The organism is Tistlia sp. (genome assembly GCF_040905785.1).
Taxonomy (GTDB): Bacteria; Pseudomonadota; Alphaproteobacteria; order Kiloniellales; family DSM-21159; genus Tistlia.
On the sequence record NZ_JBBDQW010000006.1, the window covers coordinates 165858 to 178232 of the forward strand.

The following is a 12375-nucleotide window of genomic DNA, read 5'->3' on the forward strand; positions in this document are numbered from 1 at the left end:
TTGCGCTCGCAAGGCCAGCCGCCATTATGGGCCGGCCCTTTCCGACCGGAGTCCCATGTCCCCAGCGCTCGACATCGCGGCCCTCAAGACCGCCTTCGGCAGCTTCGCCACCGGCATCACGGTGGTGACGACGCGTGACGGCGCCGGCAATCCGATCGGCATCACCTGCAACTCCTTCTCCTCGGTCTCGCTGAAGCCGCCGATGGTGCTGTTCAGCCTGGCCAGGACCGCCTTCAGCCTGAATGCCTTCCTGCGCTGCGACCATTTCGGCGTCTCCGTGCTCTCGGCCGGCCAGGAGGCGGTCTCGGCCCGCTTCGCCACGGCCTCGGCCGACAAGTGGGCCGGCGTCGCCTGGCACGCCTGGGAGCGCGGCTCGCCGGTCGTGGTCGGCGCCGTCGCCGGCTTCGAGTGTCGCAAGACCGCGGTCCACGAGGGCGGCGACCACCTGATCTTCCTGGGCGAGATCGAGCGCATGGAGACCCGGCCCGACCGCCGGCCGCTGGTCTACCTGCGCAGCCGCTACGGCCACTTCACCGCCAACGAGCCCCGAGGCAATTCCGAACCGGCGCCCGATCGCAAGCCCGGTCCGGGGCCGCGCGCCGACGGCGGGGATCCCGAGACTTGCTGATCCTACGCCACTGGACGGGCACGGCGTCGGCGGCGCGAGGGGCGGTCGTCGCGATCGGCAACTTCGACGGCATCCACCGCGGCCACCAGGCGCTGATCGCGGCGGCCGCACGCCAGGCCCGGGCGCTCGGCGCGCCGCTCGCGCTGATGACCTTCGAGCCGCACCCGCGGCTGTTCTTCCAGCCCGACCAGCCGCCCTTCCGCCTGACCAACTGGCGGACCAAGGCCAAGCTGATCGAATCGCTCGGGGTCGACCTGCTGTTCGTGCTCGCCTTCAACGCCGAGTTGGCCGCCCTGGAGGCCGAGGACTTCGTCGCCCGCGTCCTGGTCGAGGGCCTGGCGGCGCGCCACGTCGTGGTTGGCGACAACTTCCACTTCGGCCGCAAGCGGCGCGGCGACGCGGCGCTGCTGGCGGCGGAGGGCGCGCGCCACGGCTTCGGCGTCACCGCCATGGGCCGGGTCTCGGGGCCCGGCCAGGAGCCCTACTCCTCCTCGCTGGTGCGCGAGTACCTGAAGGCCGGCAACCCGACCCGCGCCGCCCTGCTGCTCGGCCGCTACTGGGAGGTCGAGGGGCGCGTCGAGCAGGGCTTCCGGCGCGGCCGCGAGCTGGGCTTCCCGACCGCCAACCTCAAGCTCGGCGCCCTGCTGCGCCCGGCCTTCGGCGTCTACGCCGTGCGCGCCGCCCTGGAGGACGAGGCCGGCGGCGAGACCCTGTGGCGGCCCGGCGTCGCCAGCCTCGGGGTCAATCCGATGTTCGAGGTCCCCGAGCCGCTGCTCGAGACCCACCTGTTCGACTTCTCGGGCGACCTCTACGGCCGCCACCTGCGCGTCGCCCTGATCGACTACCTGCGCCCCGAGGCGCGCTTCGAGAGCGTCGAGGCGCTGGTCGCGCAGATGCGGGCCGACAGCGAACGGGCCCGGGCGACCCTGGCCTGGGAGACCTGGACCTCCGACTGGCCGGTCAGCCCCTTCATCGCCGGCGGCGGGTGAGGATGCGCCGGCTTTCGGGCGTCGTCCCTTTCCCCCAGCCGTCATTCCCGCGAAAGCGGGAACGACGACCCAAAGGGGGAAAGACGGCGTCCGTCCCGGCCTCTCCCGTCATTCCCGCGCAGGCGGGAATCCAGAGGCCGGCGACGCCGGTGCGGACCGGCGACGGTCCGCGGCGGCCATCAGGGTCCTATGGATCCCCGCTTTCGCGGGGATGACGCAAAGGGTGGAAATGACGACTGGAGGCTGCAGGAATGACGACGCAGGGACGCGAGGATGAGGGCTACCCCTCCGCCAGCACCAACTCGGCGCCCTTCTCGCCGACCATGATGGCGGGCGCGTTGGTGTTGCCGGAGGGCACGCTGGGGAAGATCGAGGCGTCGATCACGCGCAGGGCCTCGAGGCCGTGGACCTTGAGCCGCGCGTCGACCACCGCGCTCGCCGGGTCCGGGCCCATGGCGCAGGTGCAGGAGGCGTGGAAGACCGTGCCGGCGCGCGCGCGAACGTCGGCGAGGATCGCCGCCTCCCCGCCCGGCAGGTCCGCTATCCCGGCCCCGGGCGTGATCTCCGACTCGATGAGGCCGGCGAAGGCCGGCGTCGCGGCCAGGCGGCGCATCAGCCGCCAGCCGTCGAGGTGGTCGGCGAGGTCGGCCTCGCTGGCCAGGTAGTTCGGGTGGATCGCCGGCGCCTCGAAGGGGTCGGCGCTGCGGATCTCGAGATGTCCCCGGCTGGTCGGTCGGCAGGCCGAGTAGCCGAGCAGGAAGGCCGGATAGGGATCGGGGTTGAGCAGCGGCCGGGTTCCGGGCGGCGCCTTCAGGTAGCTGACCGGCGAGAAGTAGAGCTGCAGGTTGGGCCGCTCCAGCCCCGGGCGGCCGCGCACGAAGCCGCCGCCCTGGTTGACGCTGAGCGCCAAGGGGCCGCGGTGCAGGGCGAGATAGGTCAGGCCGGCGCGCAGCTTGCCCCACCAGGGCCGCAGCTGCTGGTTCAGGGTCGGCAGGCGCGAGCGGAACAGGAAGTCGAGGCCCAGGTGGTCCTGGAGGTTGCGCCCGACCGCCGGGCTATCGAGCTGGACCGCGAGGCCGTGGCGCCGCAGCAGCTCGGCCGGCCCGACGCCGGAGAGCTGCAGCAGCTGCGGCGAGTTGACCGCACCGGCCGAGAGGATCACCTCGCGGCCGGCCAGCGCCTTCTCGAGCCGGCCGTGCCGGCGGTACTCGACGCCGATGGCGCGGCGGCCGTCGAGCAGCACGCGCGTCGCCTGGGCATGGGTCTCGACGCGCAGATTGGGCCGCCGGCGCGCCGGCGCCAGGTAGGCGCTGGCCGCCGAGGCGCGGCGGCCGTCCTTGATCGTCAGGTGATAGAGGCCGGCGGCGTCGGGCTCCGGGCCGTTGAGATCCTCGACCAGGGTGAAGCCGGCCTCGGCGCAGGCCTTCAGGTAGACTTGGCAGAGCGGGTGGGCGTCGCGGGCGATGCCGCTGACGCTGAGCGGGCCCGCGCCGCCGCGCAGCGTGCTCTCGCCGAGCACGTGGCGCTCCATGCGCCGGAACACCGGCAGCACGTCGGCCCAGGACCAGCCCGGATTGCCGGCCGCCGCCCAGTCGTCGAAGTCGCCCGGCTGGCCGCGCACGTAGACCATGGCGTTGATCGAGCTGGAGCCGCCCAGGACCTTGCCGCGCGGCCAGTAGCTGACGCGGCCGCCGGTGCCGGGGTCTGGCTCGGTGCGGTACATCCAGTTGACGCCGGGGTCGTAGAAGATCCGGCCGTAGCCGATCGGCGTCGAGATCCAGAAATTGCGGTCGCTGCCGCCCGCCTCGAGCAGCAGCACCCGGTGCCGCCCGCTCTCGCTCAGGCGGTTCGCCAGCACGCAGCCGGCCGAACCGGCGCCGACGACGATGTAGTCGTAGTCCATGCAATCTTCCCGGGAGATGCGGAAGTCCGCGCTTCAGCCGCTTCGTGGTTCGACAGGCTCACCACGAAGCGGCGGTGGCGCCGTCGCCGACGCCGGGTCGCGCTTCATGGTGAGCCTGTCGAACCACGAAGCGCGAGTTGCTCAGGCCTCTCGTCGGCGCCCGTCAGTCGTGCCCCTCGGCCGGCGCCGCCCGCGCCCTGGGCTCGCGCTGCACCAGCACCGAGATCAGCGCCAGGGTGCCCGAGGCGATGATCAGGAAGAAGGAGGTCGCGTTCAGCACCGGGGTCGAGCCGACCTTGGCGATGCGGTCGTACATGGTGATGGTCAGCGGCGCGTCGGAGCCGACCAGCATCAGGGTCGTGTTGAAGTTCTCGAAGGAGACCAGGAAGGCGACCAGGCCGGCGGCGATCAGCGCCGGCTTGAGGAACGGCAGGGTCACGGTCGTCAGCACGCGCAGTCGGCTGGCGCCGAGGTTGAGGGCGGCCTCCTCCAGCGCGATGTCGAACTTCTTCAGGCGCGCCGCCACGACCAGGGTGGTGATCGTGGTCAGGAAGGAGAACTGGCCGAGCACGACCAGCAGGATGCCGGGCCGCAGCAGGCTGATCTCGACGCCGTAGCTATCGTAGACGCCGTTGGCGATCATGCTGGCCATGACCAGGATCGAGATGCCCAGGATCACGCCGGGGATCACCAGCGGCACGATCATGACGACGTAGAGGAAGGACTTGCCGGGAAAGTCGCGCCGCTCGAACAGGAAGGCGTTGCAGGTCCCGACCGTCACCGAGAGCGTCGCCACGATCAGGCCGATGATCAGCGAGTTCTGCATGCCGCGCAGCAGGCGGCGGTCGTGGAACAGGCCGAGCTTGGGCTCGCTGTCGTTGAAGAACCAGTCGAGGGTGAAGCCCTGCCAGGGCAGCGCCGGGAACAGCGAGTCGTTGAAGGCGAAGACGCTGGCCGCGACCAGGGGCGCCGCCAGGTAGAGGAAGAACAGCAGGACATAGGCCCGGTAGGCCAGCTTCAGCCCGGGGCTCTGCGGCGCGGCGACGTTCATGGGTCGACTCCCGGGGCGACGGCGCACACCCCTCGTTCGTCGACCCCGCCCCCTCTTTCGTCATCCCCGCGAAAGCGGGGATCCATAGGGAGGCTGCCGGCCCCCACCAGCCCCTGTCCGAGCGCGTTCAGAGGCCCGATGGATCCCCGCCTGCGCGGGGATGACGGTCCAGAAGGCTGCCCCATCCCGCCCTTCCTCATCGCTTGGCCACCGTGTTGGCCAGGTTCTGTCCGGTCAGGCGCAGGCCGGCCCAGACGACCAGGGAGGTGAAGACCAGCAGCAGGATGCCGAAGGTCGAGCCGCTCTCCCAGTTGTAGCGGGTGATGAACTGGTCGTAGATCTGCTCGGTGAACCACATGGAGTTCTTGCCGCCGAGCAGGATCGGCGTCAGGTAGCTGCCGGCGGTCAGCATGAAGACGATGATGCAGCCGGCGACGATGCCCGGCATGGCGTAGGGCACGACGATCCGGCGCAGCACCGTCAGACGGCCGCCGCCGAGGTTGTAGCCGGCCTCGATCAGGCTGTCGTCCATGCCGTCGAGGGTCGAGACGATCGGCACGATCATGAACAGCACGACCGTGTAGATCAGCCCGACGATCACCGTGGCGTCGTTGTAGAGCATCTCGACCGGCCCGGCCGAGAGCCCGCTCCACTGCAGCAGGCCCGACAGGATGCCGGTCTCGCGCAGCAGCATGATCCAGCCGAAGGCGCGCACCAGGTCGCTGACCCACAGCGGCACCAGGCACAGCAGGAACAGGGCGGCGCGGCTGCGCCGGCCGGCGACCTTGGCGATGTAGTAGGCGATCGGAAAGCCGATGAAGAGCGTCAGCACCGTCACCAGGACCGACATCCAGGCGGTGCGCAGCAGGGTGTTCCAGTAGATCGGCTCCCGGATGAAGTCGATGTAGTTGGCGAAGCCGAACTGGTAGACGCGCGGCGCCACCTTCTCGCGCAGCGACAGGTAGCCGATGCCGAGGTGCGGCAGCACGATCAGCAGCAGGATCCACAGCGCGAAGGGCGCCAGCAGCAGGAACAGCGCCAGGCGGTCGGCGTCGCGCTTGCTCATCGCGCGCTCACGCCGAGGCTGCCGCGAAGCAGGTCGCCTCGGCCGGCGCGAAGCCCAGGACGACGGCGTCGCCGGGACGCAGCTCCGGCACGCCCGGCCCCGGCACGTGGCCGACCTCGACCAGCTGGTCGCCGGCACCGCGCACCAGCACCCGGCTGGCGGCGCCGTTGAACAGCAGGCTGTCGACCCGCCCCTCGAGGCGGTTGGCTGGGGAGTTGGCCGGGCCCTCGGCCTCCGGCGCGCCGGCCGGCTGCAGCGAGAGCGCCTCGGGGCGCACGAAGACCTCGACCGCCGCGCCCTCGGCCAGCGCGCCCGCGCCCGGCCGGCAGCGCAGCCGGACGCCGTCCCCGGTCTCGACCTCCAGCAGCTCGCCGCCGCCCCGGACCCGGCCGCGCCAGCGGTTGCTGTCGCCGACGAAGCCGGCGACGAAGCCGGTCGCCGGCGCGTGGTAGAGCTCCTGCGGCGTGCCGATCTGCTCGAAGCGGCCGCCGTTCATGACGGCGACGCGGTCCGACATGACCAGGGCTTCGGACTGGTCGTGGGTGATGTAGACGAAGGTCGTGTCGAACTGGTGCTGCAGCAGCTTCAGCTCGATCTTCATGCGCTCGCGCAGCTTCAGGTCGAGGGCGCCGAGCGGCTCGTCGAGCAGCAGTACGTCGGGCTCCAGGACCATGCAGCGGGCGATCGCGATGCGCTGCTTCTGGCCGCCGGAAAGCTGGTTGATCTGCTTGGTCTCGACGCCCGGCAGGCCGATGCGCTCGAGCACCGCGCCGACCCGCCGCTCGACCTCGGCGCGGCCGACGCCGGCGCAGCGCAGGCCGTAGGCGATGTTCTCGCCGACGTTCATCATCGGGAAGAGCGCCAGGTGCTGGAACACCATCTTGACGTTGCGCTTGTTGGCCGGCGTGCCGATCACCGAGCGGCCGCGGATGCGGATATCGCCGGCGGCCGGCTCCTCGAAGCCGGCGATCATGCGCATCAGGGTGGTCTTGCCGCAGCCCGAGGGCCCGAGGATCGAGAAGAAGGAGCCGCTCGGGATCTCGAAGGAGACGTCGTCGACGGCGGTGAAGGCCCCGAAGCGCTTGGTCAGGCGCTCGCACTCCAGATCGTTCGTTGAATCGCTGGTCATGGTCCCCCGGCCGCTGGCCTTCCGATTCTCGCCCGTGCTCCCTCTCCGCCCCGGGGGGCGGAGAGGGACGGGGTGAGGTGGGGCGACTCCCCTTCTCCCCTGATGTACCGACCCCCCACCTCTCCCTGCCCTCTCCGCCCCCAGGGGCGGAGAGGGAAAGCACGGAGGAGGACCTCGGCTATGCTCAGCCGCCGGTGGCGGCCTTGATCTTCTCCAGGGTCTTGCCTTCCATGTCCTCGACGCCGGCCGGGATGTTGGCGAAGAACTTCAGGCGCGCCACGTCCTCGTCGCTGAAGGCCGCGTTGTAGGCCGCCTTCTTGTCGTCGGGCAGCAGCTCCTTGCCGCCCTTGATCGCGCACATGCTGCCGGTGCTGGCCGACATGAGCTTCACGATCTCCGGCTGCAGGACGAAGTTGATCCACTTGTAGGCAGCCTCGTCGGCTTCGCCCTTGGCGGGGATCGAGAAGGTGTCGATCCAGGCCAGCGCGCCGGTCTCGGGCGGCACGAAGACGATGTTCGGGTTCTCGTTGTAGATCCGGAAGGCCGTCGAATCCCAGGTCTCGGAGGCGACCACCTCACCCGAGAGCATCAGGCTGGCGAGGTCGTCGCCGCCCTGCCAGTAGGCCTTGATGTTGTCCTTGCAGGCGATCAGCTTCTCGGCGACCCGGTCGAGGATCTGCTGGTACTCCTCGAGGTCGTCGTAGGCGGCGAAGGGATCCTCGCCCATGGCGAAGGCCGTGCCGAGCAGGATCGTGCGCTTCAGGCGCATCGAGGTCCGGCCCTTGTACTTGGGATCGCAGAGGTCGGCCCAGCTCTTGATCTCGGGCGCCTTGGTCTTGTCCACCATGATGCCGGAGGTGCCCCACTGGTGGGGCACCGAGTAGACCTCGCCGTCGATCGTGGTGTTGGCCTTGACGCCCTCGAGCAGCGAGGGCTCGTAGACCGAGGTGTCGATCTTCGACAGGTCGAGCGGCTTGTAGAGCCGGTACTCCTGCTGGACCGCGTAGATGCGGTCGTGGCTCGGCTGGGCCAGGTCGTAGCCGGCGCCGCCGGTGGCGCGCAGCTTGGCGATCATCTCCTCGTTGTTGGAGAAGGTCACCTCGACGTCAATGTCGGGGTACTTCTCCTCGAACAGGCGGACGACCTCCTCGGGGGCGTAGGAGCCCCAGGTCAGCAGCCGCAGGGTCTCGGCCTGCGCGCCCGGCATCCCCGCCAGCATGGCGAGCGTGACGACGCCCGCCGACAACAGCTTCGTTCTCGTGCTCTTCATGATGTCCTCCTTCCCAGACGCCCGAACCGGCCCCGCGGGCCCCCGAGCCTCGGTGTCAAGCTTCCCTGCGCGCGACGCTCTTGTTGTTCTCGGCCCCGGTCCAGGGGTCCGCCGCGCGATCGAACCGCCAGTAGAGGCCGGCAATGGTCGCGAGGGAAGGTCCATTCTGGACAAAAGGCAGGACCATTCCCACCGCCCCCCGCCTCAGAGGTTGAGCCGGTCACGCCAGCGGTAGAAAGCGACCGAGGGCGCCAGGAACCAGGGATTGCCGCGGTAGAGCGGCCGGGTGTCGAAGGCCAGGCCGTCGAAGGCGGTGCGGCCCTCGGCCAGGCCCAGGACCTGCTGGCCGACGCGCATGCCCAGGTAGCCGGCCATGGAGACGCCGGAGCCGCAGTAGCCCATGGCGTAGTGCAGGCCGTCCTGGCGGCCGACGTGGGCCAGCTCGTCGAAGGTGTAGGCGACGAAGCCGACCCAGGAGTGGCTGATCCGGGTCTCGGCCAGCTCCGGGAAGATCCGGGTCATGGCGGCGTGCAGGCGCGGCCCGCTGACCCTGGGGTCGGTCTCGGAGAAGGAGACGCGGCCGCCGAACAGGATGCGCTGCCGGTCCGGCGAGGCGCGATAGTAGTAGACGACCTTGCGGCTGTCGCCGACGACGCGGTCGCGCGGCATCAGCCGGTCCATCAGCCCGGGCGCGAGCGGCTCGGTGGCGATGATGTAGCTGCCGATCGGAATCACCCGCCGGCGCTGCCAGGGCGTCAGGCTGCCGGTGTAGCCGTTGGTCGCGACCACGACCTCGCGCGCCCGGATCGTGCCGAGCGGCGTCGCGACCTCGAAGCCCTCACCCTCGCGCCGGATGCCCTCGGCCGGGCAGTGGGAGACCACGGTCGCCCCCGCCGCCTGGACCAGCCCCAGCAGACCGAGGTGGTAGCGGCCGGGGTCGAGCACGGCGTGGCGCGGGTAGACGATGCCGCCGTGGTAGGCGTCGGTGCCGAGCTCGCTGCGCTGCTCGGCGCGCGGCACCAGCCGGCCGTCGCTCTCCAGGCCCTTGGGCTCGCGGCTGAGCGCGCGGCCCAGCTTCTCGTACTGCGCCGGGTTGTGGGCGGCGTGGAAGCGCCCGCAGACCCGGAAGTCGCAGTCGAGGCCCTCGGCCGCGAGGAAGTCGCCCGTCCAGGCCAGGGCGTCGTGGCCTTCCCTGAGGATCGCGTAGGCCTTGTCGGCGCCGTAGCGGGCGGCCAGCGCGTCGTACTTCGGCTTGATCGAGGTGCTGATCTGCCCGCCGTTGCGCGAGCTGCAGCCCCAGCCCGCGGCCTCGGCGTCGAGCACCACGGTCGAGCGGCCGCCACGCGCCGTCTGCAGGGCGGCATGGAGGCCGGTGTAGCCCGAGCCGATGACCAGGACGTCGGCCTCCGCCGGCAGCGCCGCCGCCGGCAGCCTCGGCCGCGGCGCGGCCTCCCACCAGAAGGGCTCGGCCTTGAAATCCTCGGTGAACAACGCCCCGCCCGCCGGTGCCCCGGCACCCGCGGGCCTCGCACTACCCTGCCCCACCCTCGTCACTCCCCAGATTGATTCGGTGGCTCAGGATGCCCGGATTCGCGCGGCGACGCTCTTGACCTTGCAGTAGGCGCGCAAGCCGTCGAGGCCCTTCTCGCGGCCGAAGCCCGACAGGCGGTTGCCGCCGAAGGGCGTCTCGATGCCGCCGGCGAAGTACTCGTTGACGTAGACCTGCCCGCAGTCGAGGTCGCGGGCCAGCGCCAGGGCGCGGTCGACGTCGCGCGTGTAGATGCCGGCGACCAGGCCGTAGTCGGTGCCGTTGGCGAGCGCCAGGGCGTGCGCCGCGTCCTCGGCGACCTGCACCGAGAGCACCGGCCCGAAGATCTCCTCCTGGACGCAGGGGTCCGAAGGCTCCAGGGCGTCGAGGATGGTCGGCTGGAAGAACCAGCCGGCGCCGGTCTCGGGGTCGACGGTCGTCTCGCCGCCGGTCGCGACGGCGACGCCGCGCGCCTTGGCCGCCTCGACGTAGCCGCGGATCCTGGCGAGCTGCGCCGGCGAGCTGATCGGGCCGACCTGGGGGTCGCGCAGGCCGTGGCCGAGGCTGAGCGCGCGGGTCCGGCGCACCAGCTCCTCCAGGAAGCCGTCGTGCAGGCCGCGCTCGACGACCAGGCGCGAGCCGGCCGAGCAGATCTGCCCGGCGTTCTCCCAGATCGCGCCCATGACGCCCTCCAGCGCCGCCTCGCGGTCGCAGTCGGCGAGCACCACGACCGGCGACTTGCCGCCGAGCTCCAGGGTCACGCTGGCGATGCTGCGGGCGGCGGCCGCCATGACCGTGCGGCCGGTCTCGACCGAGCCGGTGAAGGTGACGTGGCGCACCGCCGGGTCGGCGACCAGCGGCGCCCCGGCCTCGGCGCCGGTGCCGGTGACGACGTTGCAGACGCCGTCGGGCAGGCCGGCGCGCTGCAGCAGCTCGGCCAGCAGCAGCGCCGTCATCGGCGTCTGCTCGGCCGGCTTGGCGACGACCGAGCAGCCGGCGGCGAGCGCCGGCGCCAGGCCGCGCGCAGCGGTCGAGATCGGGTAGTTCCAGGGAATCACGTGGGCCGTGACCCCGACCGGCTCGATCAGGGTGTAGGCCAGGTAGTCGCGGCCGAGCGGGATGGTCTCGCCCTGCAGCTTGTCGCAGGCCCCGGCGTAGTACTCGAAGGCGCGCGCGGCACCCCGCACGTCGCCGGCGGCCTCGCCGAGCGGCTTGCCGCAGTCCAGACTCTCGGCCACGGCGAAGCGCGCCGCCTCGGCGCGCAGCAGCTCGGCGGCGCGCTGCAGCACGCGGCCGCGCTCGGCCGGCGCCGTCGCCGACCAGCGCCGGAAGCCCTCGCGGGCCGAGGCCACGGCCTCGGACACGTCTGCGGCGTCGCCCGCGGCGAAGCGCGCGTAGGCGCGGCCGGAGCCGGGATCCCAGCTCTCCAGGCTGCGGCCGGCCGCGGGCGCCTGCCAGGCGCCGTCGATCCAGTGGCGCTCCGGCAGCGCCAGGACGGCGGCGGCCTCCTCGCCGGCCGCCAGGACCCGGGCGGCGAGCCCCTGCAACGTCTCGCTCTCGGCCATGTCAGTTCGCCTCGCTGATCAGGTGGTCGGCGCGCTCGAGCCAGGCCGGGTCGATCTCGACGCCCCAGCCGGGCGCGTCGGTGACCGTGACGTGGCCCTCGGTCACGGCGAAGGGCTCGCCCAGGAACAGGCCCTCCTGCCAGGGATAGTAGTCCGGTCCCTCGATCGAGAGCTCCAGGTAGGGCCCGGCGTTGGGAATAGCGCGCAGCAGGTGCATGGTGAAGAGCGTGACCAGGGAGAGGTTGGCGCTATGGGGCGTGCAGGGCAGGCCTGCCGCCTCGGCCATGCGCGCCACGCGCAGGGTCCGGACCAGGCCGCCGAGGTAGCAGACGTCGGGCTGGACGACGTCGACGGCGCCCATCTCGATCATGTGCCGCCAGCTCGGCAGCAGGCAGTCCTGCTCGCCGCCGGTGACGTCGAGGGACAGGGCCTCGCGGACCTCGCGGGTCTGCTCCAGCTCCCACCAGGGGCAGGGCTCCTCGTAGTGGCAGATGCCCTGGTCCTCGAGCAGCCGCCCGACCTCGATCGCGCGCTTCGGCGAGAAGCCGCTGTTGGCGTCGGCGAGCAGCGTCGCCTCCGGGCCCAGCGCCTTGCGCAGGGCCGGCACGATCGCCTCGGTGCGCCCCGGCCACTCGTCGACGTCGTGGCCGAACTCGGCGCCGACGCGGAACTTGAAGGCCTCGAAGCCATGACGGTCGCGCAGCCGGAGGAAGCGCTCGGCTTCCTGCTCCGGCGTGATGTCGCGCTTCATCGAGGAGGCATAGGCGCGCAGCCGGCCCGGCGTGCCGCCGAGCAGCTCGCAGACGCTGCGCCCCTCCAGCTTGCCGCGCAGGTCCCAGAGCGCCGTCTCCAGGCCGCCGAGGGCGCGGAACAAGTAGGGGCCGGGAAACTTCAGCTCCTTCTCCGGCACCAGGTCGACCAGGGCGTCGATCGCCAGGGCGTCGGCGCCGAGCGACCAGGGCGCGACCTGGCGGTGCAGCACCTGGGCGGTGATGTCGGCGTTGTAGGTCGACATCTGGCCCCAGCCCTGGCGCCCCTCGTCCGTGGTCACGCGCACGAAGCCGACGTAGCGGCTGGAGAAGGTCTCTATCGAGCGGATCTTCATGGGGCTCGGGGTCCGGGTCTGGCTGGCGTGACAGGGCACGCGGGAGCGGTCCTTCCTACAGAGGCCCTAAGTGGTCTGGACGGAAGGTCCATTCTGGATAATCTTGGAGTCCGATTCGCCGCCAAGCGGGGACCCGACAGC

10 protein-coding genes are annotated in these 12375 nt (G+C 71.5%); 2 read left to right on the forward strand and 8 right to left on the reverse strand.

Annotated elements, in window-relative coordinates; genetic code table 11:
* Positions 1-55 precede the first annotated feature (55 nt).
* Complete coding sequence (locus WD341_RS02185) at positions 56-628, forward strand: flavin reductase family protein (protein WP_368423770.1); 573 nt, start codon at positions 56-58, stop codon at positions 626-628.
* Positions 622-1617 carry a bifunctional riboflavin kinase/FAD synthetase gene (locus tag WD341_RS02190; RefSeq protein ID WP_368423771.1) on the forward strand — a complete coding sequence of 332 codons (996 nt, stop codon included), beginning with the start codon at positions 622-624 and terminating at the stop codon, positions 1615-1617. Before WD341_RS02185 ends, WD341_RS02190 begins: the two co-directional genes overlap by 7 nt.
* Positions 1618-1897: 280 nt before the next feature.
* Here WD341_RS02190 and WD341_RS02195 read toward each other — a convergent pair whose 3' ends face one another.
* From WD341_RS02195 to WD341_RS02230, 8 genes are all read right to left on the reverse strand, one after another.
* The gene (locus tag WD341_RS02195) at positions 1898-3520 is read right to left on the reverse strand and encodes a GMC family oxidoreductase (RefSeq protein WP_368423772.1); all 1623 of its coding nucleotides are present in this window, start codon (positions 3518-3520) and stop codon (positions 1898-1900) included.
* 163 nt (positions 3521-3683) lie between these two features.
* On the reverse strand, positions 3684-4571 hold the full coding sequence (locus tag WD341_RS02200) for an ABC transporter permease (RefSeq protein ID WP_368423773.1): 888 nt from the start codon (positions 4569-4571) through the stop codon (positions 3684-3686).
* Between the two features lie 196 nt (positions 4572-4767).
* A complete protein-coding gene (locus tag WD341_RS02205; RefSeq protein WP_368423774.1) occupies positions 4768-5637 on the reverse strand; it encodes an ABC transporter permease in 870 nt (289 codons plus the stop codon).
* Positions 5638-5644: 7 nt separating this feature from the next.
* Positions 5645-6766 (reverse strand): ABC transporter ATP-binding protein, encoded by a 1122-nt coding sequence (locus WD341_RS02210; protein WP_368423775.1) that lies wholly within the window; start codon positions 6764-6766, stop codon positions 5645-5647.
* 184 nt (positions 6767-6950) lie between these two features.
* Positions 6951-8036 carry an extracellular solute-binding protein gene (locus WD341_RS02215; protein WP_368423776.1) on the reverse strand — a complete coding sequence of 362 codons (1086 nt, stop codon included), beginning with the start codon at positions 8034-8036 and terminating at the stop codon, positions 6951-6953.
* Positions 8037-8240: 204 nt separating this feature from the next.
* Positions 8241-9527, reverse strand: a complete 1287-nt coding sequence (locus WD341_RS02220) for an NAD(P)/FAD-dependent oxidoreductase (protein WP_368423777.1) — start codon at positions 9525-9527, stop codon at positions 8241-8243.
* An 84-nt stretch (positions 9528-9611) separates the two neighbouring features.
* Positions 9612-11129 carry an aldehyde dehydrogenase family protein gene (locus tag WD341_RS02225; protein ID WP_368423778.1) on the reverse strand — a complete coding sequence of 506 codons (1518 nt, stop codon included), beginning with the start codon at positions 11127-11129 and terminating at the stop codon, positions 9612-9614.
* A gap of 1 nt (position 11130) precedes the next feature.
* Positions 11131-12234: a mandelate racemase/muconate lactonizing enzyme family protein gene (locus WD341_RS02230; protein ID WP_368423779.1), complete on the reverse strand. Its 1104-nt coding sequence runs from the start codon at positions 12232-12234 to the stop codon at positions 11131-11133.
* Between the last annotated feature and the right edge of the window lie 141 nt (positions 12235-12375).

Excerpts from the sequence above, each read along its gene's own strand:
- WD341_RS02215 (WP_368423776.1), bottom strand. The coding sequence starts at position 8,036 with ATGAAGAGCACGAGAACGAAGCTGTTGTCGGCGGGCGTCGTCACGCTC.
- WD341_RS02205 (WP_368423774.1), bottom strand. The coding sequence starts at position 5,637 with ATGAGCAAGCGCGACGCCGACCGCCTGGCGCTGTTCCTGCTGCTGGCG.
- WD341_RS02185 (WP_368423770.1), top strand. The coding sequence starts at position 56 with ATGTCCCCAGCGCTCGACATCGCGGCCCTCAAGACCGCCTTCGGCAGC.
- WD341_RS02195 (WP_368423772.1), bottom strand. The coding sequence starts at position 3,520 with ATGGACTACGACTACATCGTCGTCGGCGCCGGTTCGGCCGGCTGCGTG.
- WD341_RS02210 (WP_368423775.1), bottom strand. The coding sequence starts at position 6,766 with ATGACCAGCGATTCAACGAACGATCTGGAGTGCGAGCGCCTGACCAAG.
- WD341_RS02230 (WP_368423779.1), bottom strand. The coding sequence starts at position 12,234 with ATGAAGATCCGCTCGATAGAGACCTTCTCCAGCCGCTACGTCGGCTTC.
- WD341_RS02225 (WP_368423778.1), bottom strand. The coding sequence starts at position 11,129 with ATGGCCGAGAGCGAGACGTTGCAGGGGCTCGCCGCCCGGGTCCTGGCG.
- WD341_RS02200 (WP_368423773.1), bottom strand. The coding sequence starts at position 4,571 with ATGAACGTCGCCGCGCCGCAGAGCCCCGGGCTGAAGCTGGCCTACCGG.